This is a genomic window from Nonomuraea sp. bgisy101 (genome assembly GCF_057708945.1).
This window is the reverse complement of sequence record NZ_JBYITD010000028.1, coordinates 41376-65094: the sequence shown is the minus strand read 5'-3', so window position 1 is coordinate 65094 and position 23719 is coordinate 41376. Positions and strand designations below refer to the sequence as shown.

At 69.7% G+C, this 23719-nt stretch carries 20 protein-coding genes and 1 pseudogene; 6 read left to right on the top strand and 15 right to left on the bottom strand.

Annotated elements, in window-relative coordinates:
- Positions 1–50: 50 nt before the first annotated feature.
- From AC3EO4_RS39970 to AC3EO4_RS39940, 7 genes are all read right to left on the bottom strand, one after another.
- Entirely contained in the window at positions 51–875 is an 825-nt protein-coding gene (locus AC3EO4_RS39970) for a carbohydrate ABC transporter permease (RefSeq protein ID WP_431900631.1), read from the bottom strand.
- Positions 865–1794, bottom strand: a complete 930-nt coding sequence (locus AC3EO4_RS39965) for a carbohydrate ABC transporter permease (RefSeq protein WP_379580789.1) — start codon at positions 1792–1794, stop codon at positions 865–867. The genes AC3EO4_RS39970 and AC3EO4_RS39965 overlap by 11 nt, the downstream gene beginning before the upstream one ends.
- On the bottom strand, positions 1794–3026 hold the full coding sequence (locus AC3EO4_RS39960; protein ID WP_379580683.1) for an ABC transporter substrate-binding protein: 1233 nt from the start codon (positions 3024–3026) through the stop codon (positions 1794–1796). Before AC3EO4_RS39960 ends, AC3EO4_RS39965 begins: the two co-directional genes overlap by 1 nt.
- Positions 3027–3045: 19 nt before the next feature.
- Positions 3046–4629: an FAD-dependent oxidoreductase gene (locus tag AC3EO4_RS39955; RefSeq protein WP_431900628.1), complete on the bottom strand. Its 1584-nt coding sequence runs from the start codon at positions 4627–4629 to the stop codon at positions 3046–3048.
- On the bottom strand, positions 4616–5611 hold the full coding sequence (locus AC3EO4_RS39950; RefSeq protein ID WP_431900626.1) for a LacI family DNA-binding transcriptional regulator: 996 nt from the start codon (positions 5609–5611) through the stop codon (positions 4616–4618). Before AC3EO4_RS39950 ends, AC3EO4_RS39955 begins: the two co-directional genes overlap by 14 nt.
- 105 nt (positions 5612–5716) lie before the next feature.
- The gene (locus tag AC3EO4_RS39945) at positions 5717–7555 is read right to left on the bottom strand and encodes a hypothetical protein (RefSeq protein ID WP_431900624.1); all 1839 of its coding nucleotides are present in this window, start codon (positions 7553–7555) and stop codon (positions 5717–5719) included.
- A 367-nt stretch (positions 7556–7922) separates the two neighbouring features.
- Positions 7923–8315 carry a VOC family protein gene (locus tag AC3EO4_RS39940; protein ID WP_379580679.1) on the bottom strand — a complete coding sequence of 131 codons (393 nt, stop codon included), beginning with the start codon at positions 8313–8315 and terminating at the stop codon, positions 7923–7925.
- 281 nt (positions 8316–8596) lie between these two features.
- Between AC3EO4_RS39940 and AC3EO4_RS39935 the strand changes: the two genes are divergently transcribed.
- Positions 8597–9949 (top strand): leucine-rich repeat domain-containing protein, encoded by a 1353-nt coding sequence (locus AC3EO4_RS39935; protein WP_431900620.1) that lies wholly within the window; start codon positions 8597–8599, stop codon positions 9947–9949.
- A 213-nt stretch (positions 9950–10162) separates the two neighbouring features.
- Here the strand turns inward: AC3EO4_RS39935 and AC3EO4_RS39930 are convergent, their stop codons facing one another.
- Positions 10163–10543, bottom strand: a complete 381-nt coding sequence (locus AC3EO4_RS39930) for a nuclear transport factor 2 family protein (protein WP_379580677.1) — start codon at positions 10541–10543, stop codon at positions 10163–10165.
- Between the two features lie 87 nt (positions 10544–10630).
- On the opposite strand from AC3EO4_RS39930, the gene AC3EO4_RS39925 reads away from it, so the two are divergent.
- Positions 10631–11422 carry a helix-turn-helix domain-containing protein gene (locus AC3EO4_RS39925; RefSeq protein WP_431900617.1) on the top strand — a complete coding sequence of 264 codons (792 nt, stop codon included), beginning with the start codon at positions 10631–10633 and terminating at the stop codon, positions 11420–11422.
- 114 nt (positions 11423–11536) lie between these two features.
- Here the strand turns inward: AC3EO4_RS39925 and AC3EO4_RS39920 are convergent.
- From AC3EO4_RS39920 to AC3EO4_RS39890, 7 genes and pseudogenes are all read right to left on the bottom strand, one after another.
- A pseudogene (locus tag AC3EO4_RS39920) lies at positions 11537–11593 on the bottom strand (TMEM175 family protein); the annotation flags it as partial.
- Between the two features lie 54 nt (positions 11594–11647).
- Entirely contained in the window at positions 11648–12313 is a 666-nt protein-coding gene (locus AC3EO4_RS39915; RefSeq protein ID WP_431900614.1) for an SDR family oxidoreductase, read from the bottom strand.
- A 218-nt stretch (positions 12314–12531) separates the two neighbouring features.
- Positions 12532–13269: a VOC family protein gene (locus AC3EO4_RS39910; protein ID WP_431900613.1), complete on the bottom strand. Its 738-nt coding sequence runs from the start codon at positions 13267–13269 to the stop codon at positions 12532–12534.
- Between the two features lie 166 nt (positions 13270–13435).
- Positions 13436–18295, bottom strand: a complete 4860-nt coding sequence (locus AC3EO4_RS39905; RefSeq protein ID WP_431900611.1) for a DUF4132 domain-containing protein — start codon at positions 18293–18295, stop codon at positions 13436–13438.
- Between the two features lie 22 nt (positions 18296–18317).
- Positions 18318–18557, bottom strand: a complete 240-nt coding sequence (locus AC3EO4_RS39900) for an FAD-dependent oxidoreductase (protein WP_431900608.1) — start codon at positions 18555–18557, stop codon at positions 18318–18320.
- A gap of 12 nt (positions 18558–18569) precedes the next feature.
- Positions 18570–20198 (bottom strand): multicopper oxidase family protein, encoded by a 1629-nt coding sequence (locus AC3EO4_RS39895; protein WP_431900605.1) that lies wholly within the window; start codon positions 20196–20198, stop codon positions 18570–18572.
- Positions 20191–20628, bottom strand: a complete 438-nt coding sequence (locus AC3EO4_RS39890) for a hypothetical protein (RefSeq protein WP_431900602.1) — start codon at positions 20626–20628, stop codon at positions 20191–20193. Before AC3EO4_RS39890 ends, AC3EO4_RS39895 begins: the two co-directional genes overlap by 8 nt.
- Before the next feature lie 111 nt (positions 20629–20739).
- On the opposite strand from AC3EO4_RS39890, the gene AC3EO4_RS39885 reads away from it, so the two are divergent.
- From AC3EO4_RS39885 to AC3EO4_RS39870, 4 genes are all read left to right on the top strand, one after another.
- Complete coding sequence (locus AC3EO4_RS39885; protein ID WP_431900600.1) at positions 20740–21639, top strand: LysR family transcriptional regulator; 900 nt, start codon at positions 20740–20742, stop codon at positions 21637–21639.
- 61 nt (positions 21640–21700) lie between these two features.
- Positions 21701–21919: a hypothetical protein gene (locus AC3EO4_RS39880; protein WP_379580668.1), complete on the top strand. Its 219-nt coding sequence runs from the start codon at positions 21701–21703 to the stop codon at positions 21917–21919.
- 40 nt (positions 21920–21959) lie between these two features.
- A complete protein-coding gene (locus AC3EO4_RS39875; RefSeq protein WP_379580667.1) occupies positions 21960–22400 on the top strand; it encodes a YybH family protein in 441 nt (146 codons plus the stop codon).
- 815 nt (positions 22401–23215) lie between these two features.
- Positions 23216–23689, top strand: a complete 474-nt coding sequence (locus tag AC3EO4_RS39870) for a VOC family protein (RefSeq protein ID WP_379580666.1) — start codon at positions 23216–23218, stop codon at positions 23687–23689.
- Positions 23690–23719 lie beyond the last annotated feature (30 nt).

Sequence of the window (23719 nt, the reverse complement as noted above, 5' to 3'; positions counted from 1 at the left end):
AGCTCAGCCGTCCAGGTCACGGGCCCGCGCTCGGCGTCGGCCGGCGTCCTTCACCCCTTCAGGCCGGTGTGGGCCAGGCCCTCGACGAACTGCTTCTGGGCCAGGACGAAGACCACCAGCACCGGCAGCGCCGTCATGGAGGCCGCCGCGAGCTGGACGTTCCACATGGGACCGCCGTAGGCGTCGACGAACTGCGTCAGCGCCTGGGGCAAGGTGAACTTCTCCGGGCTGGAGAGGAACACGATCGGTTCCAGGTAGAGGTTCCAGCTGTGCAGGAAGGTGAAGATGGCCACGGCCCCGAGGGCGGGGCGGGCCAGCGGGAGGCCGATGCGCCGGAACGTGGCGAACCGCCCCAGGCCGTCGACGGCCGCGGCCTCTTCGAGCTCGTGGGGCAGCACGAGGAAGAACTGCCGCATGATGAAGGTGGCGAGCACGCTCGGCGCGCCCAGTACCGGCACCAGGATGAGCGGCCAGTGCGTGTCGGTCAGCCCCCAGCCGTGGAAGAGCTGGAACAGCGGCACGATCGTGACCTCGCTCGGGATCAGCAGGCCGGTCAGCACGATCACGAACAGCACGTTCGAGCCGCGGAAGCGGATCCGCGCGAAGGCGTAGCCGGCCAGCGCGGAGACCGCCAGCGTGCCGACGGTGACGACGGCGGCGATGTAGAGGCTGTTCCAGTACTGCTGCGCGAACGGCTGCAACTCGAAGACCTGTCGGTAGGCCTCCAGAGTCGGCCGCTCGGGCCACGGCGAGGGCGGGAAGGCGAAGATCTCGCTCACCGGCTTCAGCGAGGAGGTGGCCATCCACCAGGTCGGGAAGACGAACGGCACGCAGAGCACGCACAGCAGGCCGTACAGCAGCGTCTTACGCCTCATGGAACACCCACCTCCTGCGCATGCGCCACTGCAGCAGGGTGAGGGCGAGCACGATCACGAACAGCAGCACCGACAGTGTGGCCCCGTAGCCGAAGTGGTGGAACTGGAAGGCCTGCTGGTACAGGTAGTAGACGAGCACGGTGGTCGAGGTGCCTGGACCGCCCTGGGTGAGCACCGCGATCTGGGCGAACACCTGCAATGACCCGGCCACCGTGATGATCGAGGTGAGCAGCACGGTCGGGCTGATCATCGGCAGTGTGATCCGCCGGAACCGGGTCCATGCCGAAGCGCCGTCCAGCCGGGCCGCCTCGAACAGTTCCTTCGGCACGCCCTGCAGCGCCGCCAGGAAGAGCACCATGTTGAGCCCGACGTTCTTGAAGACCTGGACCACGATCACCGAGACCATCGCCCACGAGCCGGTGCGCAACCAGTTGGGCCCCTCGATGCCGACGACCTGCAGGATCGCGTTGATCCCGCCGTTCTTCTGCAGGAGGAACCCCCACACGATCGTCCACGCCACGAGCGAGACGACCACCGGGGAGAAGAACAACGTCCTGAACACCGTGGTGCCGCGCAGCCGCTGGTTCAGCAGGACGGCCAGCAGCAGCGCCAGTGACAGGTTGAAGACGACCAGCCCCACGGAGAAGAGCCCCGTGGCCGTCAGCACCGACGGCACGTTGGGGTCGCTCAGCAGCCGCTGGTAGTTGTCGGCGCCGACGAAGCTGAAGGTGTCGGCCAGGACGTTCCACTCGTTGAGGCTGTAGGAGAAGACCAGCGCCAGCGGCAGGAAGACGAAGAGCAGGCTGCCCACCAGCTGCGGCCCGATGAAGAGGTACCCGAGCAGGTGGTCGCGCCGCCGGGTGGTCCACCAGCCCGCACGGCTGGTGGTCTGCACCCTGCGAGCCAGAGACAGCGCCATCACTTGGCCAGCATCGGCTGGATGGCGGTGCAGACGCCGTTCATCACCGTCGCGACGTCGGCGTTCGGCTGCCACAGCTGGTCCAGCCCTGCGCGCACGGCCTGGCTGAGCTCCGCCTGCCCGGCGTGGCTGGGCTTGACGCGACCGGCGGCGATGCCGTCGACCACGACCTCCTGGAGCTGCTCCGGCTTGAGCAGGGGGTTGCTCTTGGCCAGCGAGTCGGCGGTCAGCAGCGGCTGCCGGGGCGGCGGGAAGAACTGGGCGAGCTTGGCGGAGTTGTCGGGGTTGGTGAAGAAGGACAGGAAGTCCGCGGCGGCCTGGGCGTTCTTGGACTTCTTGATCACTCCGACGCCCGCTTGGCCGATCACGCTGTACTGGCCCTTCGGGCCGGTGGGCAGCGTCACCAGGTCCCAGCCGAAGGCGCCGTCCTTGAGCAGCGAGGCGCGGGAGATCTGGGTGATCGTCATGCCGGCCTCACCGGCGAAGAAGTCGGCGGTGGTGCCGGGGGCAGGCATGGCCTTGTCGGTGAAGATCGCCTTGTGCAGGAAGCGCATCGCGTCGATCATCTCGGGCTTGTTGAAGCCGCAGGCCCTGCCGTCCTCGCTCCAGGCCTCGGCTCCCCAACCGCCCCAGACGGAGGCCAGGTTGTCCCAGCCCTTGTAGTCGAAGTCGCGCACGACCAGGCCGGCCTTGCCGGTCTTCTCCTGTACGGCTGACGCGATCTTGACGGCCTCCTCCCACGTCCACCCCTTCGCCGGCACGCTCTGCCCGGCCTGTTTGAGCAGGTCGGCGTTGACGAAGACGCCGAAAGGCGAGGTGGAGAAGGGATAGGCGTGAAGCGTGCCGTCCTTCTGCCACAGCCTGGTGGTGCTGGGCGCGAACTCCTCGGGCTTGACCAGGTTGTCCAGGGGGGCCAGCGCGCCGGAGCTGACGAAGTCGGGGGCCGAACTCTCGAAGACCCACGCCAGGTCCGGCGCGTTCCCGCCGGCGATCTGGGTGGTCAGCGTGGTCGTGTAGGTCTCCACCGGAAGGGTGTCGTACTTCACCGAGACGTTCGGATGGGTCTTCTTGTACTCGGTCGCGATGTCGTTGAACAGCTTGAGGTGGGCCTCGTTGCCGGTCCAGATCGTCATTCGCAGCGAGACGGGGCCGTCCTGTGGCTCCGCGGAAGTTCCGCAGGCCGCGAGGGCCAGCGCACCCGCCAGCCCGAGCGCGGTCACCTTGATGCGCATGTCGCTACTCCTAGGGGGGTTAATATCCGGAGATCTCCGGCCAGCGGAGCTCGATTCCCTGCGCTTCCAGACGATCCTGGAAGCAAGCCAGAAGGTCTGGATCGTTCCGGACGGCGCGCGGGAGCACCGACCGGTCCAGACAGAAGGCGGCCAGCGCGCCCGCGGCCTCGCCGATGTTCCACTCGACGGGGTGCAGCCGGTAGCAGCCGTTGGTGATGTGCGTGGTGCCGAGGTTCTTGCCGGCGGGCAGGAGGTTGTCCACGCGCCGCGGGATGAGCGCGCCCAGCGGGATCTCGAAAGGAGCGCTCGGCACGTCGATGTAGTTGTCACCGCCGGTCGAGGGGTGCAGGTCGATGCGGTACATGCCGATGCCGACCGAATCGCCGTAGCGGGCCCCCTTGACCACGTCCTGCTCGATGACGGTGTGCTCAGCCAGGATGCGGCGTGACTCGCGGATGTAGGGCGCCTGGGCCAGGCCGTCGGCCGAGCCGGTCACGTCACCGCGGAGCCTGAGTCCCGGCCAGCCGGTGCCGCCGTCGGGCCGCGGGGCCTCGGTCTGCAGCCAGTACAGGACCGACCGGGACAGCTCGCGCGCGGCGGCCACGTGCTCGGCGGCGTCGGGCACGTCGAAGGCAGGGCCGAGCACGTAGTCGATCATCGGCCAGTTGACGAGGCAGATGTCGCTGGCGTAGGCGCCCGGAGTGAACAGGCGGCGGGCGGCGATCCGGCGGAAGGTCCACAGGTTGCCGTCGCCGGGGTTGCGCCGCTGGTCGGCGCGGACCAGCAGCGGGTCGTCGTCCGGGTTGGGAGTGAAGCTGCGCTCGCCGATCTCCAGCGTGCGCGGGTTCGGGCTGCGCCAGCCCAGCAGCTTGCCGCCCCAGAAAGGCAGCTCGAAGTCGCGCCAGAAGTCGTACGACGCCGGCTTGTCGATGGTGTGGTCGCCGTCGACGTGGTCGATCGCGAAGCAGACCGAGACCGCCTGCATGTTGAGCGGTTGCGCCTCGGCGGGAGCGCTCGGCTCGCCGGTGTCGGTCTGCGACTCGAAGCCGGTGACGTACTCCGTGCCGGTGAGCGGCAGCAGCTCACCCGTCTCGGTGGCGTCCAGGATGTAGGGCGCGGTGACCACGACCTCGTCCGAGCCGTGGCGCAGCCGTACCGAAAGAACACGGTCCCCGTCGGTTTCGGCGGCCACCGGCTTGTACGGCTGCAGCACGGACAGCCGCCCGCTCCCGCGATAGGGAGCCAGCATGGACTCGATGACCGCCAGCGCCACCCGGGGCTCGTGGCAGATCGGGCTCACCCAGCCGGCCCCGGGGTTGAGCTCGCGCCATCCCCGCGCGGCCTCGGTGAGGGGGAGGTGCCGGCGGTAGTAGTCGCGGATGCCGTTGCGCAGCGCGCGGTAGCTCGCCGTGACGCCGAACTGCTCGACCCAGGTGTGCTCGTCCGGCGGCACCCCCTGGCTGGTCAGCTGCCCGCCCAGCCAGTCGTACTCTTCGGTCAGAACCACTTGTCTTCCGGCTCTGAGCGCCGCGAGCGCCGCTGCCACTCCCCCGAGGCCGCCTCCGACGACCAGCACCTCGGTGCTCAGCTCACGCAACGTCATTCCTTCCCAGGGTCGAGCCCTTGACGAGTTCGCACGGGAGCAGCCGCTGGACCGGGCCGCTGCCCTCGATGAGTTCGGTGAGGACTTCCACCGCCTGCTGCCCCATCTCTGCACGGGGGATGCGGAAGCCGGTGAAGTCGATATCGGTCGGAGCGGGCCTGGTGGGATCGCCGAGCGTGACGATCGACAGGTCTCCCGGTACGGCCAGGCCGCGCCTCTTGGCTGCCTGGAGGATGACCGCGCCGTCGGCGTACTCCTCCACGAAGATCGCGGTGGCGCCGGTGAGCAGCACGCCTTCGGCATCGGCCGGGGGAAGGGTGACGGCCTGCAGCCCCGCCGTCCCCTCCCTGAATCCGCGATGGCGGTCGGCGAACGACTCGGGGCCGGCGCCGTGCCCGACATACGCGAATTTTTCGTGACCTAGGCTGCGGGCCTGCTCCACCAGCTCACGCACCGCGCTGCCGTAGTCGGCGCCGACGTAGGAGATCGGGCCCCCGGCGTCATCGCGGCGGCCCACTGAGACGAAGGGATAGCCCTCGGCGACCAGCCGGGCCAGCTCCTCGCGGTCGAGCTCCCGGCCCAGCAGGACGCAGCCGTCGGCCAGGCGCAGGCGGTGGTCCTGGTGATAGATGCGCTTGCGGCCGTCCACCAGCGGGGCGCTGGTCAGCAACAGCAGATCGCAACCCACCTGCTCGGCGGACTCCTCGATGCCGACGAGGAACGGGTGGTAGAAGTCCCCCGTCGCACTCGGGAAGACCGGCTCGTAGGTGAAAACGCCGAGGATCCGGTTTCTGCCTGCCGCCAGCCGCCGCGCCAGCGGATCGGCCACGTAACCCGTCTCCCTGATGACGCGCAGCACCCGATCCCTGGTCTCCGCGGGGATCCTCGTCTCGGCTCCTGGACGGTTGTTCAGCACCAGCGAGACCGTGGTCTGGCTGACGCCGGCGAGCCGGGCGATGTCGCGCTGCGTGATGCGTCCCATCTCACCTTCCCTGAGGTAATGCGCATTAGCGGTGGAAGAGAGTGTTAAGCATGCGTTTCGTCACCGTCAATAGGCGGTGCGGGAGTAATACGAATTAGCACATGCTCAGAAGTCGAACGTGATCGTGACCTCGATGGCGCCGTCGTGCGGCACCCGAAGCACGTGCAGGCGCCGCTCTCCGTCCCTGAGGTAGGACACCGAGGTGACGGCGAAGGTGGCCGGCCGTGCCGTACCCCAGCTGAAGCGGACCACTCCCCCGGCACGGCGCAGCTCGAGCCCGTCCGCGGTCGCGGTCACCGAGCCGCCGTACGGCGCGGCCGTACCGTCGGTGAACGTGACCCGATCGGTGGGGTGCACGACGATCGGTATCTGTTCGGTGGCCGCCGAGACCGCCTGGACCGAGCGGCGGATCTGGCCGCCGGTGATCCGGACGTCGGTGACCACCGAGGAGTCCGGCGTGTGGAAGCGCAGCCTGTAGGGGTTGCCGCCCAGGAACTCCACGGGCATGGGGCCGTTGGCGTCCGGCCGCTGGCCGGGGAAGACCGTCGCCCAGCAGGCGTGGTTGTTGTCGTTCAGTGACTGGATGAGCGTCCCGGCGACCGGATGCCACAGGAAGCTCAGCCCGGTGCGGGAGAGAGTGGAGGCCCGCCTGGTGCCGAAATAGCCGCCCAGGTACAGGTTGGGTCGCCGGATGAAGAAGAACTCCTGCCCGTCGTCGCTGCGGATCTCCTCGAACCGATGGGAGCGAAGGTACGGCAGGCCGGCGATGGCCGCGTCCTTGCCCGCGCGAAGCGGGTAGCGCTCGCCGTAGATGGCGTGCGTGAGGATGCGCGGCGAGGTGTCCTGCTTGGCCAGCAAGGGAACCGGTGAGGGATCCGCGGCCCAGGCGGCGCGGGCGGCGGTCAGATCCTCCCGGGCGGACAGGAAAGCGGCCAGCGCGGGCACCTCCGGCACGAACTGGTTGGCGAGCGCGGTCCGCTCCGGGTCGGGCCGGACATCGTCGTAGAAGCGGGAACTGGTCCGCGAGGACGACGCGATGTTGGTCAGCCAGCCGGACCCGTCGGGCTCGCGAAGCAGGTTGTAGCCGAGCCACTCGGCGTACCTGGCGGCCATCTGCACCATGTGCGGATCGCCCGACTGGCGCCAGGCATCGGCCATCTCCGGGAGCATGACCTCGAAGTTGTAGTTCTGGTCCGGCCCCGACTTCTCGTAGAAGAAGCCGGCAGGGCTCTGGCCGGTCTGGGCCATGCGGGCGAAGGCGTCGGCGAGCTGCCGCTGCAGCGCCGGATCAGGGTCCAGTCGCAGGGTCAGGGCCGCACCCGCGAGTCCGGCCATGGTCTGGTTGGCGAAGGTCAACCTGCTCTGCCAGGCTGACTGGTTCGCCCCGTCGAGCAGCCAGGAAGCCGCCTTGTTGAGGGCCGCGCTCAACTGGGCCTGGCGGCTGGGCAGGATGTCGGCTCGGCGCAGCAGGGCGAGGGTCTTGCTGAGATACCCCAGCGCGAAGCCGGTGGGTGCGAGGCCGTGCTCGCCCCTGGAGTACTCGGGGAACGAGCCGTCGGCGTGCTGCAGGCTCAGGTAGTGGCCGAGTCCCGCGTCGAGGGCGGTCTGCAGCGCCGGTTCTCCCGAGTACGGGTTCCAGGCCCGCTGCTGGGTGAGGAACCAGACCAGCGTGTAGACGTGCTCCTGCACGCGGGCGTTGTACGGCGCTGCCGGGTTGCGCCACCAGCCGCCGGCGAGGAATCCGGAGGCGTCCATGTCGTGGACCATCGGGGCGAGGGTGGTCAGGTAGGTCGCGAAGCGCTGCTCGGCGGGTGCGAAGAGGCGGCGGTCGGGGGCTCCGGGAGGCAGCGTCGCGAGCGCGAGGGCCTCGGCGCGGCCGGTCGGCAGGGCGGCGAACAAGGCGGCCGCCCCGGCGCCGGTCAGGAGGGTTCGGCGATTGAGCATGGCGCTCACGGTCACTCAACGGGGTTGTGCGTGTCAATAAGCTAATACGAATTAGCGGCCTGGCTCGCGGGAACCGGTCGCCCGGTACGGCCGGGCCGCTCAGCAGTGCGTGCGCGCCGTGGCGGCCCCGGGCCGCCGGACCGATCAGCAGCGCGGCCGGGGAGCGCCCACCATCACATCGACCAGGGCGGCCGCTGTCCGGGCGGACGGGCAGAGGGCGCAGAAGATCGCCGGATAACAGCCATTCCACCCCGACGCCCCACCACTACCGAGGCGAATGATCAACTTGTGATCGGAGGTCGGGGCTCATCGCACCGACCCGAGCGGAGGGCCCGCAGGTGACAGCCTCACGATCCTGAGCACAGGGCTACCGGTGGCAGACCACTTCCAGCATGACGCCGTCGGGGTCCTCCCAGAACGTGGCGTAGTAGGCGGGGCCGTACTGCGGGAACTCCTGAGGCGCATGCAGTACGGTCGCGCCCTGGGCAGCCGCCCACTCGTGTAGGCGGTCCACCTCCTGGCGTGTCTTCACCATGAAGGCCAGATGCTGCAGGCCGGGACGGTGACGTGAATAACCGCCGTCCTCCGCTGCGGGGTAGAAGAACAGATAGGTGCCCGCCTTGCCGTCCGCCGGGCGGTAGGAGAACTCGTCGGCGGCGGCGAAGAAGCTCTCGAAGCCGACCTGGGGCAGGAACTCGTCGTAGTACGCCTTGGCGCGGACGAGATCGCTGACGTTCATGCCGATATGACCGAGGGGCATCTACCGATCATAGGAGGCCCTTGAGTCGGGTGGTGCTCTCAGAATCCTTCGCTCTGCTCGTCGTAGGAACAGGAGGTCAGGCCGGCGGCCCGCGCTCAAGACCCTGATCAGGCGAGTGCCTGCCGGAAGACGTCGGCCCGGATGACCAGCCGGTTCCGTCCCTCCGAAAGCCCAGCGCAGACCCACCTTGGCGGCTGGCGCGTTTCTTGACGCCACCCCGCCCCGCTGTTGTGATCACTTTCTTGATCGGACGTCGGTGCCCCGCCGTATGGTGTCGTGGCATGACGATCAAGCCGGAACCCCCAGACCTGACCGCCCAACGTCGCCTGCTGGCCTCCGCCTCCCCCACCCGCGCGTGGAAAGCCGTCCGCACGCTCGTGCTCGACGGCCGGGACGAGGCCCTCGCGCTGGCCGTCGAGTTCGCCGAGATCGCCGAACCGTCCATGGACATGCTGCTCGCACTCTGGTTCCAGGCGCCGTCCCCGGACGGCTTCGCCGAGCGCATCCTCGCCCCCGCCCTCGCCGCCGAAGGCCGTACCGCATTACAGCTGCGCAAGCGCGACTCCATCACCGGCCTGCGCCACCTGACCATGCTGCGGTCCCTGCACCTGGACCACTGCAAGAACCTGGCCGACCTTTCCGAACTCGCCGCGCTCACCGGACTGACCGACCTCGACCTGGACGGCTGCGCGGCCATCACCGACCTCACACCGCTGGCCGGACTCACCGCGCTGAAGAACCTCAGCCTCACGAGCTGCCGCGGGGTATCCGACCTCTCCCCTCTGCTCGGCCTGTCCGGCCTGCGCCGACTCGATCTGCGCAGCAGCGGCGTGAAAAGCGTCGAAGGAGTCGGCGACGCCTTCCCGGAGTTGGAATACCTCAGTCTCGACAACTGCCGGTTCGTCGAGGACGTGCAGCCTCTGTCCGGACTACGCCGCCTGACCGAACTGGAGCTGTCCCGCACCAAGATCCGAACCATCGCCGGACTGCGCGACCTCGGCTCCCTGACCGAGCTGGCCATGCACTGTCCCCGCCTGACCAGCCTCGACGGCATCGCCGCCATGCCCGCCCTGCGCAGGCTGTGGCTCAGCGGGTGCACCAACCTGAAGAGCCTGGACGGCCTCGGTCACCATCCCCACCTCACGAGCCTCGGCCTGCCGAGCGCGCCGCTCCCTGACCTGCGCCCGCTCTCGCGCCTGCCCGCCCTGAGCAAAGTCGCCATCGACAAATTCCAGAAGCTCGCCTCACTCGACGGGCTCGAGGGGCACCCCTCGATCACGGAGGTCGAGCTGTGCTACGCGGACGACCTGCGAGACTTCTCCGCCCTCGCCCACATGCCCGCCCTGCGTGAACTGACCCTTCAAGGCCTGAACCAGCTCAGCGACCTCACACCGTTCTCCGGACTCTGGCAGTTGGAGCGCCTCGATGTGGTTTTCACCGACCTGCGCACCCTCGGCGAACCCATGAACCTGCCTGCCCTGCGCACGCTGGACCTCTACGGCTGCCCCGCGCTGACCGACCTGGGAACCCTCGTCGACCTGCCCTCCCTCAAGGAGGTCATCGTGCAGGATTGTCCCGCGCTGTCGCCCACCCTCATCTCGGACCTGCGAGCCCGCAACCTCCTTGTCAGCTGAGCCCCTCAAGACCTCCTGGGAAGGTTCAGAATTCCCACGGCGCGGCATGAGCCACGATCGGCACCGGCGCGATCGGACTCACCGAGGCTTTCCGGCCGACCGTCGGCTCGATGACGGGCATGGGCGGCCGTGGTGTCCGGCTGTCGCCGCCCTGCACACGCCCGAGGACGAGAACCATCGTCGAGAGGTCACGACTCCAAGCGCGGCGTCCGCTCACAACATCCCGTGGGGAACCTGCGCCGCTTCCGGCACCGGCTGGACGACATCCCAGTGCTCGACGATCTGCCCGTCGACCAGCCGCCAGATGTCGACGACGGCGATGCCGCGCGGGTCGTCGGCCGTGGCCATGCGGTAATGCATCACCACGTGATCGTCGTCGGCGATGACCCGCTTGAGATCGAGCCGGGCGCGAGCCACCGGAGCCTCGGCGATGAACGCGATGAACGCCTCCCGCCCGGAGGGGTTTCCCGGGCTGTGCTCGATGAAGTCCTCGTGCAGGAGGGTGCGGAGCACATCGATGTTGCCCGCCGCGAACTCGGTGAAGCCATGAAGGGCGAGTTGCTTGTTGCGCGCGGCCTTGCTGCTTTCGCTCATGCAGCGACCGTCCCAGCCGCCGCCCGGCCCTGTCGATTACATGGCATGTAATCGTGGTGATCGACGAGGCGGGGCCATAATCGCCGCATGATGCAGGACCGGCCGGCCGGTGAGCTGCTGCGCGAGTGGCGGCACCGCAGAGGACTCACCCAGCTCGATCTCGCGATCCAGGCGGAGGTGTCCGCCCGGCACGTCAGCTTCGTGGAAACGGGACGGACCATTCCCAGCAGCGCGATGGTGTTACGGCTGGCCGAGCATCTGGGCGTGCCGTTGCGGGAACGCAACCGCCTGCTGGTCGCGGCCGGGCACGCGCCCGTCGTGCGGGAGCGGCCGCTCGACGATCCGCAGCTGGCCTCGGCGCGAGAGGTCCTGGAACAGATCCTGCGGGGGCACCAGCCGTATCCGGCACTGGTCGTAGACCGTCGCTGGAACCTGGTGCTGGCCAACACGGCGATCGACGTCTTCCTGGAGGACGTCGATGCGTCGTTGCTGCGGCCCCCGGTCAACATGATGCGGCTCGGCCTGCATCCCGGTGGGTTCGCATCACGGCTGTGCAACCTCGGGCAGGTCCGTGCCTACCTGCTGCCCCGGCTCGCCCGCCAGGTGGCGCACACCGGTGATGCGGAGCTGAGCGCACTGTATGAGGAACTGCTGTCCTACGGCCCCGAAGGTGATCCGGCACCGCCCGATCCCGCCGACATCGCGCTGCCCATCCGCATCCGCCATCGCGGAGCGGAGCTGTGTTTCATCAACACCGTCACGACGTTCGGCGCCGCCTTCGACGTCACGCTGGAAGAGATCGCCGTCGAGGCGTACTTTCCCGCCGATGACGACACCGCCCGCTTCTTTCGAACAGGAGCCGGAAGGCCCTCGGGATGAGGGCTGCGCACGATACCGTCCGGCTTCAGCAGCCCGGCCCGGTGCCCGTACGTGACGCTGGCCGGCAGCATCACACCGAATGGGGCTCTGGTGGTGCACGGCCTCGACCACCGGCGTGTGCAACTCCAGGACCAGCAGTGTCATGGCGATGGCGAACACACCGTCGCTCAGCCCTGCGAGCCTTCCGATGCTGCTACCGGAGAAAGTGGGAGTAGAGGGCGGACATCAGGTGGGCTGGCCGGTCGGGCGCACGACGACTGTGTTCACGTCCACGCCCGCGGGCTGGGCCAGCGCCCAGGCGATGGCGTCGGCGATGTTGTCCGCGGTGAGCAGCGGCCCGGCGGGGCGGCCGTCCGGCCAGAACGAAGTGTCCACGCGGCCGGGCGCGATCAGCGTCACGCCGACGCCGTCGCCGGTCACGAGCATGCGGGTGTTCTCGGCGAGCGCGGTCACCGCCCACTTCGTCACCGAGTACATGTTGCCCGGCGAGTGGATGAATCCGGCGACGCTGCCGACCAGCACGATCCGGCCGCGGGTCTCGCGCAGCGCGGGCAACGCGGCCTTCACGAGCAGGGCGGGGCCGAGCACGTTGGTGAGGACCATGTCGCGCAGCCGGTCCGGGTCGGTCTCGGTGAGCGGGCCGTGGGTGGAGAAGCCGGCGTTGGCGACGACGTGGTCGAGTCTGCCGTACTCCTTGACGGTCGCAGCCACGGCGTCCTGTACGGCGTCGTAGTCGGTGGCGTCCCCCGGCAGGCGCAACACGCCGGGCACCCCAGCGAGCCTGGCCTCGTCCCGGCCGGTGACGGCGACCGCCTGCCCGTCCGCGACCAGCCGCTTGGCGAGGGCTAACCCGATGCCGCTCGCTCCCCCTGTGATCAACGTTGACTTCACGCGCCACACAGTAGGGGGCACAGCACACGAGCGGCCAATAAATCGGCTTATGGCAGACCCCTCGGAAACCGATCAGTCATGGCGAACCCAAGTCTCCAGCATGCCCACGAGCGCCGAAGGCTCATGGGTTCCCTCCAGCAGGTTGCGGCCGAGGCGATCGACCTCCTGGACGGTCGGCATGTCCCGGGGCTTGAGTAGCAACCGAACGGCCGGTGGCGTCAGCCCGGGGTGAGGACGCAGAACTCGTTGCCCTCCGGGTCGGCGAGGCACATCCATGACACATCGCCCTGGCCGACGTCGGCGTCGGTGGCGCCCAGAGCCCGCAGCCGGGCCACCTCCGCCGCTTGATCGTCACCGCGGTACGGCATCAGGTCGAGATGGACACGGTTCCACACGGTCTTCACGCCGGGCGTGCGAAGGAGCTCCAGATATGGCCCGACGCCCTTGGCCGAACGTAGCACCGCATGATCGTCGGTCACCTCGTGCACGGTCCAGTCCATCGCCTCGCCCCAGAACCGGGCCATGGCTCGCGGATCAGCGCAGTCGACCACCACACGGGCGATCGGCCCGGTGTCCCGGTAGATCGATCGGGGCTCCAGCACGCAGAACACGTTGCCCTCCGGGTCGGCCAGGACCGTCCACGGGACGTCGCCCTGGCCCACATCGGCGGACGTCGCACCGAGCTCCTTCAGGCGCGCGACCAACTCCTCCTGATGGGCCGCCGAGGTGGTGGCGAGATCGATGTGCACGCGGTACTTCACCGTTTCGGGGTCCGGGACGGTGACGACATCGACGCAGACGGCGACGGGGTCCGGCCAGACGAAGCCCACGGGTTCGACGTTGGTCACACCGGGTCCCTCGCTGGAAACACCCCAGCCGAGCGCCTGCGCCCAGAACCGGCCGAGCGCCGAGTCATCCCAAGCCTTGAAGTTCACCTGAACAAGTCGCAGCGCCATGCCGCCCAACCCTATGTCCAGGCAGATGAGTGTGATGAATCAGGATCAGCACGCTGACCCAGCTGGTGGCGCGCGAACGGGAACGGGCCACGCGGGAGCCGCATGACACCTTGGTCGCGCTGCTCAGTGCGCAGCAGCCCCCGCCCCCCGCACACCGCCGGGAACGTCACTCCAGCCGGGCCGCGGCCTCCAGCGGCGCGGACGAACGGAGGAAGCGCAGGTCCTCCATGACCAGGGCGACATCGGTGGCGCCGCCACGGCGGAGGGCCGGGGCCAGCGCGTCCAGGTCGGACCAGCGGGACGGGCGGAGGTGGACGCGGTAGCCGTCTCCGGCGGGCTCCAGGGTGAGGGCTTCGCCGATGGCGAGCCTGCTCTCCGGGAGGTGGGCCGCGGTCGCTCCGGCGGCTCGTTCCAGGGCGGCGACCGAGGTGACACCGGCGGCGATGGGCAGGGTCGTGTCCGGGCTGGTGACGTGTTCGTGCAGGTCACGCAGGCGGGCGGCGGCGGTCGTACGGGCGGGGCGGTCCTTGGGCAGGCGGTCGGCCAGGAGCCTCACGGCGCGGGCGATGTGACCCAGCGGCGGCACGGACGGACGCTCGCCGAGCAGGGCGATCAGCGCCTCCAGGGCGTCCTCGGCACCGGAGGCGAGGGTGACCCACTGCTCCGTGCTGAGCGGGGTGAGCCTCGGGTGGCGTTCCGTCCAGTACGCGACCGCCCGGTCCAGGTCGGGGCCCGTACGCCAGAGGTCTGCGGGGTCGTCGGGCATGAGCAGCTCGACGACTTCGACGGCCTCGTCGGTGGTGGTGAGCGCCTCCAGGGAGAGCGCGGCGATGCGCAGCTCGATCTCGGTCAGGTCGAGTTCGCGGGCGCGGGCGGCGTCGCCCTTGCGGAAGGCGGCGACGCGGCCGCGCGCCCAGCCGTCCGGCCAGGAGAGCGTGCGGGCCGAGGTGGACAGCAGGATCAGGCACTGGGCCGGTGACAGGCCGGTGGCCTCGGCGAACGCCCGTACGGTCGCCTCCCGGTCCACGGGCGGCGGACCGTTCTCGGCGATCAGGTCGAGCGCCCGCCGGAGCCGGTCCTGGTCGCCCCAGCCGCGGCAGGTCCGCAGCTCGACGGCGCGGTTGCGGGTGAACAGGAGTGGGTTGGGGCCGTCCGGGGTGTAGAGGAGCGCCGTGACGGCGTACCCGTGCCCCACCCGCTCGTAGTCGGCGACGGCGGCGATCATGATGGGGCCGCTGCCCGAGCGGATCTGCCCGAGGTCGTACTCCGGGCGCAGCCGGGCGACGTGCCAGGTGCCGTCGGTACGGAGGAGCTCGGGGACGGCGGCCAACTCCAGAAGTTGCGGGCGCCCGCCGCCGTTGCCCCACGCGGCCTCCAGGACGGCGGCGCCGAGGCGGCCCAGCGTGTTCTCGACCCCCTTGACGGCGGGGGCGTTGAATATCGCGATCTTCTTGTCGTACGGCACATCGACGGCGGCACGGGTGAAGTGGACGATCCTCTCGTACGCGGACTCAGGCCCCGGATCGTCCGGCTCGGGGGACTTCTCGGACTGGACGGTGGGGGCCGCGGAGGCGGGCGCCGGGCGCAGGTGGGGCGGAGGGGCTTGCGCCAGGCGTTCCAGCAGGGCGAACGTGCGCTCGCGGCATTCGACGGCCGTCCACACCAGGAACGTGACGCCCTTCCAGAGCGACTCGTCGGTGATCTCCGGCAGGAGCGGGTGGAGCCGTCCCGCCAGCTCGTCGCGGGCGGCGTCCTTCTCCTGGTACCCGCTCTCGGGGTCCAGCACCCGCATGAGGTCGGCGCCGAGCGCGGCGTCCGCGACGTCGATCAGGGCCTGCGCCTTCTTCTCGTCGACGGCGCGCAGCGCCCTGGATCCTTGGGGGTCGCGCGGCCGCATCGCCGACCACCGGCCGGGAGGCGCGACCAGGCGGGTCCCGGATGCGTAGCGGTGGTGCTCGACCGTGCTGATGTTCTCGGCACCGTCGTGCTCGGGCACCCTGCCCCAGCCGCGGACGTAGCGGCCGATGGTCCGCCCGGCCGGGTCCCGCAGCTCGATGATCCGGCCCTGGCCGCGCCACACGGTGGCCTCGGCGCCACCGGGAAAGGCGACCCGTTCGCCGTCGGCCGGTACGACACGGCGGGCGGCGGGGTGCGCGCTGCCGTGCGGGCAGTGCGGGCCGCCGTGGTCCAGTACGGTCACCCGGCCGTTCACCGCGATCAGGCAGCGGTCGTAGAGGTCGCGCGCCTCGGTCCGTTCGTGGGACCGGCTGGAGATGTGCTCGTACGTGCCGAAGCCGTGGGACGGGCCGACTGCATCCGGTGTGACGACGGAGGCGCGGAACTTGTGCTCCCAGAGCCGGCCGGACTCGATCAGGAGCAGGTCGGTGCCGCTCTCTTCCAGGTAGTCGGTGATGGTGTTGACGTGGCCGGGGACGAAGGCGGGCAACTCCAGTTCGTCGAGGACGCCGCCGCCCAGCGTGGTGGCGAGGGCGCGGGCCGGGTCCGTCCCTGTCGCGATCGTCCGGACGCTGTCCAGGAGGAAGCCGGGGACTCCGGCGATGGTGAACCGTTCGGCGTCGCACAGGGCGGCGTGCGCGTCCGGAAGCCCTTGACCTGGGACCCGCTCGGCATGCTCGGCCAGGATGGCGGCGACAATCTGCGCCGTTCCCTGTGTCGCGGTCAGGGCCCGTACGGTCTCGGGGGCGGTCTGCTTCGGGACGGCGGGCTCGGTGACGTTGAGCTGGTTGGTCACGTTGCCCACGATCGCGTCGCGCAGCAGCGGAGCCCAGTCCGGGTCGGCGGCAACGGCGGCCAGGTCGGTGCCCGCTCCGGAGGCGAGCCGGTCGTACAGCTTGAACGTGTGCAGCAGCCGGGGCCGCGCGAGCGGGACGCCGCGGTCCAGGAGGAGATCGAGGAGCGGGAGGTCGGCGGCGGTCTCCTCCCAGCGGTTGACCTCGTCCTCGTCCACTCCGAGTACCGCCTCATGGTCGTCGCAGGTGAGGCCCTCCGCGCGCAGCCGCGTACCGGCGTCGTGCAGGAGGTCGCCGAGACCGGCGACGGGGAGTGCGAGCCCCGCGTACAGCTTCAGGAAGCGGCCGAGCCAGTCCTTCGCCGCCGCTCCTGCCAGCCCGGGGGACGTGGTGAACGGGGCGGTCAGGCCCGCGCCCGCGAGGTTGGCGAGGAGGACCGACACTGCCGCGCTCTTCGCCTCGGGGATGTCCTTGGCGGGCAGCGGCAGGATGCCGAGGAGCGCGCGGCCGATGCCCGCGTCCGCCCGTGCCATCGGGCCGAGCAATGGAAGGACGAACTTCCAGAGGGCCTGCGGTGCCGAGTCCATGCAGCCGCTCTCCAGCACTGCCCGTACGGCGCGTTCGTCCTCGAGCCCGCCGAGCGCGTGCCCGGCGGCCTTCGCCAGCGCCGCCCAGCCGTCGGCCAGTGCCAGCGCGCCGTCCGCGCCGTCCGGGACTTCCTCGCACCACTCGGTGAGCAGGCTGCGGTGCCAGCGGTACGCGCCGGGGGCGGGATGGCGGGCGGCGAGCCGCTTGCCGTGCTTCTTGAGCGTGGCCGTTCCTGCGGCGTCCGGTCCCGCGGCGAGGTGCGCCGCGACGAGCGCGGCCTCGTCGACCGGCAGCGCGTGCGCGTCCTCGGCGGCGCGGGCCTTCTCGAAGAAGGCTGCGGCGAAGCGGGCGCTGCCCGCGGCGGCCAGGATCCGCGCGCACTCCTCGTAGAAAGGCGGCAGCAGCTCGGGCGCGTGCGTCTCCAGGTCGTCGCCGGTACGGGTGAGCGCGGTGCGCGCGAGGCCGGGCTTGCGGGCGGCCAGGCCGCGGGCCGCCCGCAGGTCGGTGTGCGCGGCCAGGATGCGGGCGCGGTGCGCCGGGTACCGGTGCAGGGCGGACGCGAGGAAGCCGAGTGGGCCCGCGTGCACGGTGCCGACGCCGGTCTCCGCCACCGGGTCCAGGTCGTACAGCGACTTCTCGGCCTTGTCGCCGTCGACGGCCGCGCGCCGGACGAGTTCGACGACCGGCTCGTCCAGGACGGAGTGCTCGTAGCGGACGGCGACGCACATGTCCTCGTCGGAGCCGGCGGGCGCGCCCGGCAGCACCGCCCCGGCGCGCAGCAGCACGTCGCGCGTCGGGCCGGTGATGCCGGAGGGCACCACGGTGCCGGGCTCACCTTGGTGGGCGTCGCAGTAGTGGGAGTACGCCTCGGCCGCCTCCACCACCGGCTCCGTCTCGTCCACGGTGCGGTCCGCGTACAGAGCCATGAGAATGCGCACGCCCTCGGACCAGGCGATGTCGCCGATCTCCCGGCCGCCCGCGGCGAAGCTCAGCCACGCCATGGAGGCCGGGCTCATCGGCCCGCTCCAGTCCAGGTCGATCTCGATGCCGAGCGGCTCGGGCGCGTGCACGGTGAACCGCGCCCTGTCTCCCTTGATGCGCCCGCCCAGCTCGTGCACGCGGCGCTCGAACGCGGCGCCGCTCTCGTACCGGGCGTCCATGTATCCGAAGGTGTCGACCACGCCGAACGTACGGTCCATGCTCGCGGGACGCGTCCACACCTCGCGGCGTACCTGCTCAACGACCTGCGCGAGGTTCCGTCCCCGCCAGGGGGGCAGCTCGTCGCCGAGCGTCAGCGGGTGCGGGATCGCGAAGGCGTCCGCGCCCGTCCACGCGCCCTCGCGCAGGAGCGCGCAGCGGCCGAGGTCCGGCGCGCCGTCGACGATCGGGGCGATGACCAGGTCGGTGAGCGTCTCGCGCCACACCGGATCGTCCCACACGGCCGCGAACACCGCGGCCGGGACGGGCAGCGACCGCACCATCCAGGACTCGACCCGGTCGTGCACCGCCCGCGCGTGCTCGCCGAGCCGGTCGCAGAGGGCGGCGAGCCGTACCGCGGTCGGATCCTTCCTGACGTTGGCGGGCACCTTGGCCAGCACGCGGCCCGCGGCCGTCCGGCAGGCGAGCACCGGCCGCCGCGTCCCCTCGACGGTCAGCTCGTGGCCCGTCGCGATTCCGATCCATCTCATGGCACGCCATTCTTGATCACCCCTAGGACATTCGGCGGGAAACGGATGATTTACCCGCAGTGACAGGGGCGTCGAGGTCAGCGGCCCCTGAGGTGCCCAGGAGGTAGCCCTTGGAGAGGACCGGGCGCTGGTAGGGCAGGTGGGGCTCGTCGCCGACGAGCGTGATCGGCCCGTCGTAGCCGTGCTCGAGGCGCAGGGCCTGGGCGGCCTTCGCGCCGGCGAGGCTCGCTCCGATGATGACGATCCCCGGATCGGCAGGCATGGCAGATGGCTCCTAGATGATCTCGAGGTTGGCCATCATGGCCATGTCCTCGTGTTCGGCGTTGTGACAGTGGAAGAGGTAACGGCCGCGGTAGCCGTCGAAACGGGTGATGATCTCCACTGCTTCGCCCGGCCGTAGGGAGACGGTGTCCTTGAGTCCCGCGTCGTGTGGCAGCGGCGGGCGACCGCTGCGCGACAGCACCCGGAACCCGACCAAGTGCAAGTGGACGGGATGGTGGACGTCGGCGACCAGGCGCCACACTTCGACGTCGCCGAGTCGGGCGGTGACATCGGTGCGGGCGGGGTCGAACGGCAGCCCGCCGATCAGCCATCCGTGATCGCCACGCATCTGCCCGGCGCGGAAGGAGAAGTCGCGCACCTGGACGGCGTCCGACCGCCGCCAGGTCGGCAGATCGGTGGAGAGCGTGCGGGGGATGCGGCTGTCGTCGGTGGCGTGGCGTGCGATGCGGAAGGCCATCACGTCGCGGGTACGGCCCGAGCCGAGCCGATTGATGAGTCTGACGCGGCTGCCGACCGGGACACCGGAGAAGTCGACGATCACGTCGTAGCGTTCGGCGGGTGCGATCGGCAGCAGCCGATGGGTGACCGGCGTCGCGAGCAGTCCCTGATCGGCGCCGATCTGGACGAGGTCCAGCCGGCGGCCGTCGTCGGTGACCGCTTCCAGTTCGTAGTGGCGGGCGTTGGAGGCGTTGAGGATGCGTAGCCGGTAGCGGGCCGTGTCGACCTCGTGTACGGGCCACGGGGCGCCGTTGACCAGGATCACGTCGCCCAGGACGCCGGCGAGGTACGACTCGTGCACGCCCGGCCGCTCCCGCAGGGTGGGGTCGAGTGCGGGATAGTCGAGGCTGCCGTCGGCGGCGAACGCGCGGTCGGCGATCATGAGAGGCAGTTCGCGGAGCCCCTCGGGCAGGCCGAGATTGTCTTCTGCGTCGTCGCGGACGATGTGCAGCCCGGCCAGGCCCCGCCAGATGGCGGGGGCGGTGAAGTCCATCCGGTGGTCGTGGTACCACAGCAGCGTCGCCCGCTGGTCCAGCGGGAAGGTGTAGTCCCTCGTCAGCTTGCTCACCACGGCCCGCGGATCGTGCATACCGTGCGAACCATGCTCGGAGCCATGCCCGGTGGGCATGGCGGCGTCGTGCCAGCCTTCGGGCAGGACGAGGTCGGTCGGGTATCCGTCGGAGGCTGCCGGGGTGTGTCCGCCGTGCAGGTGCACGACGGTCGGCACGGGCAGTTCGTTGCGGTGCGTCACGGTGATGGGCCGGCCGCGGCGCGACTCGATCGTCGGCCCTGGGAAGGTGCCCTCGTACGTCCACAGCGGCGTCTTGACGCCGGGCAGGATCTCCGCACTCGCTTCGCGCTGGGTGATCTCGTAACGGTCGGTGCCACCCGCTGTGCTGACCGGCGCCAGCACAGCGGGAAGCGGCAACGGTACCTGGAAGGCGGGCGGCAACGGCACAGCGCTGCGCAGCTCGGCACCGGTGATCGACGGGCGGCGGGCCAGCGCGGCCGAGGTCGACAGCCCGGTGGCCGCCATCAGCCCGAGCGCCCCGCCGATGCCCAGCACCCGGCGCCTGGTCAGGCCACGAGCACGGACGGACCGGCCCTCATCGTGCTCACGCATCGAGGCCCTCCCCCTGCGCACGCGTACTCCGCTGGAGCGGCCGGCGCCAGACCGCGATGAACTGCACGACGAGCGCGGCGACGGTCATCACGCCCAGCGGGATGTGCAGCCACAGCGCGCCGTCCAAGCCGGCGAAGTACTGCACCGTCTCGGCCGCCACCACCGCCATCGTGGCCAGGAACGGCCAGGCCTGACGCAGCCGGACCCAGACGATGATCGCCACGATCGCCTGCAGGTAGCCGATGGAGGTGACCACGTCGGCGCCGACCGCGTGCCGGCGCAGGCTGTCGAAGTCACCGGTCAGATACACCCCGGCGAACACCGGCTGGCCGACGATCGCCACCACGTGCGCGCTGACAACGGCCCGGAAAGCCCACCCGGTCGGCCTCGTCCGATGCGCGGCAGCGGATCCCAGGCTGCTGGTGACCATGAAGGGTCCTCCTCACTCTGATCTCCGTACGCGAACCCATCCGAAGCTATGACCCATGAGCTATCTTGTCTAAGATCAATATTGCTATGGCGTTATGTGTGTGGAGGCATGATGGAGCTGAACACGCTCAAGCAGTTCCTGGTGGTGGCGCGGCTGGAGCACCTCAGCCGGGCAGCCGACGAGCTTCACATCGCCCAGCCGTCGCTGAGCCGTACCATCGCCCGGTTGGAGAGCGAGCTGGGCGTACCGCTGTTCGAGCGCAGCGGCCGGCTCCGGCTGAACGACACGGGCAAACTCTTCCGCGACCACGTCGAACGCTCCCTCGGCGAACTCGATGCGGGACGACGCGCCGTCGCCGAGGCCACCAGCCAAGGCTTGGGCACCGTGAGACTGGCGTCAGAAACCTTCCTCACCCTCACCGGGCCGCTGGCGGCCTACAAGCGCGCCCATCCCTCCGTCGAGATCGAGCTCCACTGGTCGCCGGCCGAGGACATGGCCCGCCGCCTGCGGGCCCAAGACGTTGATCTGTGTGTCGCCTCGCAGCCGATCCATGCCGAGGGCCTGGAGGCCACGCAGCTGTTCGATGAGGCGGTGGGGGTGGCCGTGCCACTCGATCACCCGCTGGCGGGCCGCGCTTCCGTACGCATCGACGAACTCGCCGGCCAGCCTTTCATCACCGCCCGCAAAGGGCACTGGCTACGCCGGCTGCTCGATCGGCTCTTCGCCGCACGAGACCTCACACCGAAGATCGTCTGCGAAGGTGACGAGCCCGCCGCCATCGCGGACCTGATCAGCGCAGGACTCGGCATCGGTCTCGTCCCCGCCTTCGCCCGCCGCAGCGCCACGCGGGCCCCCGCCGCCTGGATCGCCGTCGACAGTCCCGACTGCCGTCGCGCGGTCACCCTCTATTGGGGCGCCGACAGCCACCTGTCGACCGCCGCCCGCCTGATGCGCACCACGATCACCAGCTGGAACTGGATCGCCGGCGAACCTCAAGACAATCGCCGATGATCGCGCTCAGGACCGGCGAGCAAACCATCCAGGAATCTCAGGCGAGACATGAAGGAGACCGATGAGCGACCTGGAGGCCATCGCCGACCGGATCGAGATCGAGACGCTGCTCGGCGAGTTCACCGATGCCGTGATGATGCGACTTCGACGGCCGTGCGTCTCCGTTCGCACCCGACGACGTGTTGGCGGGCTCAGGTTCGTCGCTCGACGCGGCAGGAGCGTCCTGACCGTAAATGCCGTGAGCCTGACATCCCCGGGTGCTGTGTCGTCGTACCTGTGAGAAGCCAAGATTCCACACCGCATGGAAGGGACGGGCAGCGATGCCTACTCAACGCGAGATAGATGAAGCCAAGATTCGGCAGCAGGTCGACAAGATGATCGAAGGGCTCCGAGCCAAGGATCTCGAGGGCCTGAAGCAGCTTTACGCAACGGATGTCGTGTCCTTCGACGTCGAGCCGCCGCTGCAGCATGTAGGGATAGCGGCGAAATTGAAGAACTGGGCGAACGTGTTCACGTTCTTCCATGATGTGACTTACGAGGTCCGCGACCTGACGCTCACCGTGGGCGATGATGTGGCATTCGGGCACTGCTTCGGCCGGCTGAGCGGCACGCTGAAGAACGGGACGGCGACGAGCGGTATGTGGGTCCGGGTCACTTTCTGCTTCCGGAAGATCGACGGCAGTTGGTTGATCACGCACGACCAGGTTTCTGTGCCGCTCGATATTCCGAGCGGCAAAGGAGTGACCGACCTCGAGCCCTGACGGGCGGTTCTGCCCGTTGAGCCACTGACCTGGTTTCGCAGGCCGGGGGCGCGGCGGTGCTACTGCCGATGGTTCGTGCTGCCCGGGCATTACCGGCCGAGCAGGTCCGCGCAGATGCGGCTGACGATCGTCGTCAGCCAGGCGCTGGGAGCTCGACGGCGTCCTGCTGTTGCCGGCACAAGCCGCGGGCGTAGGTCTCGTGGACGAGTTCCTCAGCGTCGACCAGCGAGTTGGAGGAGCCGCACCCCCGGGCTGTCCCGTCATGCCGCGACAACCTGACCGATCGAGGCCCGGACGGCGCCGCCTACGACATCGACCGCGCCGGCAGGCGCCAGCCAGGGCTGGGTTTCAAGGACTTCCCCGGACGGCCGTGGATGATGATGCGGGGAGACGCGGAATCGGCCAGGGACAGCACGCCAAATATTGATGAGAAGTCCTTAGATGTCGCTTGAGGGAGTCCGGGGGAGGAAACGAGACGCCCAGGAAAAGAGGGCGAAACAAGCACAGCGCGCGATCTGATGAGAGCGGTCAGCGAGTCCGTGAGCGAGGACGACACAGTCCTCGACTCCGCCGCAAGCTTCGGAACGTCCATGTGGAGGCGCTTCCGGTGGTCCGGAGGGACGGTCAGCTTGAGGCGATCCCTGCCTACCGTGACGCGGCTCGGTCCGAGCTCATCGACCGCGGGGGCCGATCTGCTCGCCGACCGCGACCACCAGGTGCTCGTCGGCGCCTGGGCCTTCGCCCTGCCGGGATGCGGGCGCGAATAACCGGGGCCGCCTGGTGGATCCACTTCCCGACCTAAAGAGAGACACCACATGGACCTCAAACTCGAATTCATCGTGCTGCCCGTCTCCGACGTCGATCGGGCCAGGAGCTTCTACGAGGCTGCGGGATTCCGGTTGGACGTCGACCAGACATTCAGTGAGGACTACCGGCTCGTGCACCTCACGCCACCCGGCTCAGAGTGCTCGATCATGTTCGGCAAGGGCCTCACCTCCGCCGCCCCCGGCTCCGCCCAAGGCCTGTATCTCGTCGTCGACGACATCGAAAAGGCCCGCGCGGAGCTCGTCGGCCGGGGCGTCGAGGTGAGCGAGATCTTTCACGACGGCGGAGGGCTCCTTCACCACGGTCACGACGCCGACGGGGTCGTCCACCGTGGCCAGGGCCAGGAGCGGCTGGCCGGCCCGCACCCCGACCGTGCCTCCTACGCCTCCTATGTCACCTTCCGTGACCCGGACGGCAACGGCTGGGGACTGCAGGAGGTGAAGCAGCGGGCCCCCGGACGGTGACAGCACGTTGATCGCACCTCCACTCAGACA

Bases quoted from the DNA above. Each gene is read 5' to 3' on its own strand.
- AC3EO4_RS39930 (WP_379580677.1), bottom strand. From the start codon at position 10,543: ATGAGCGAAAGCAGCAAGGCCGCGCGCAACAAGCAACTCGCCCTTCAT.
- AC3EO4_RS39960 (WP_379580683.1), bottom strand. From the start codon at position 3,026: ATGCGCATCAAGGTGACCGCGCTCGGGCTGGCGGGTGCGCTGGCCCTC.
- AC3EO4_RS39945 (WP_431900624.1), bottom strand. From the start codon at position 7,555: ATGCTCAATCGCCGAACCCTCCTGACCGGCGCCGGGGCGGCCGCCTTG.
- AC3EO4_RS39965 (WP_379580789.1), bottom strand. From the start codon at position 1,794: ATGGCGCTGTCTCTGGCTCGCAGGGTGCAGACCACCAGCCGTGCGGGC.
- AC3EO4_RS39895 (WP_431900605.1), bottom strand. From the start codon at position 20,198: ATGCGTGAGCACGATGAGGGCCGGTCCGTCCGTGCTCGTGGCCTGACC.
- AC3EO4_RS39870 (WP_379580666.1), top strand. From the start codon at position 23,216: ATGGACCTCAAACTCGAATTCATCGTGCTGCCCGTCTCCGACGTCGAT.
- AC3EO4_RS39935 (WP_431900620.1), top strand. From the start codon at position 8,597: ATGACGATCAAGCCGGAACCCCCAGACCTGACCGCCCAACGTCGCCTG.
- AC3EO4_RS39890 (WP_431900602.1), bottom strand. From the start codon at position 20,628: ATGGTCACCAGCAGCCTGGGATCCGCTGCCGCGCATCGGACGAGGCCG.
- AC3EO4_RS39940 (WP_379580679.1), bottom strand. From the start codon at position 8,315: ATGCCCCTCGGTCATATCGGCATGAACGTCAGCGATCTCGTCCGCGCC.
- AC3EO4_RS39955 (WP_431900628.1), bottom strand. From the start codon at position 4,629: ATGACGTTGCGTGAGCTGAGCACCGAGGTGCTGGTCGTCGGAGGCGGC.
- AC3EO4_RS39885 (WP_431900600.1), top strand. From the start codon at position 20,740: ATGGAGCTGAACACGCTCAAGCAGTTCCTGGTGGTGGCGCGGCTGGAG.
- AC3EO4_RS39970 (WP_431900631.1), bottom strand. From the start codon at position 875: ATGAGGCGTAAGACGCTGCTGTACGGCCTGCTGTGCGTGCTCTGCGTG.
- AC3EO4_RS39905 (WP_431900611.1), bottom strand. From the start codon at position 18,295: ATGAGATGGATCGGAATCGCGACGGGCCACGAGCTGACCGTCGAGGGG.
- AC3EO4_RS39925 (WP_431900617.1), top strand. From the start codon at position 10,631: ATGATGCAGGACCGGCCGGCCGGTGAGCTGCTGCGCGAGTGGCGGCAC.
- AC3EO4_RS39910 (WP_431900613.1), bottom strand. From the start codon at position 13,269: ATGGCGCTGCGACTTGTTCAGGTGAACTTCAAGGCTTGGGATGACTCG.
- AC3EO4_RS39880 (WP_379580668.1), top strand. From the start codon at position 21,701: ATGAGCGACCTGGAGGCCATCGCCGACCGGATCGAGATCGAGACGCTG.
- AC3EO4_RS39950 (WP_431900626.1), bottom strand. From the start codon at position 5,611: ATGGGACGCATCACGCAGCGCGACATCGCCCGGCTCGCCGGCGTCAGC.
- AC3EO4_RS39900 (WP_431900608.1), bottom strand. From the start codon at position 18,557: ATGCCTGCCGATCCGGGGATCGTCATCATCGGAGCGAGCCTCGCCGGC.
- AC3EO4_RS39875 (WP_379580667.1), top strand. From the start codon at position 21,960: ATGCCTACTCAACGCGAGATAGATGAAGCCAAGATTCGGCAGCAGGTC.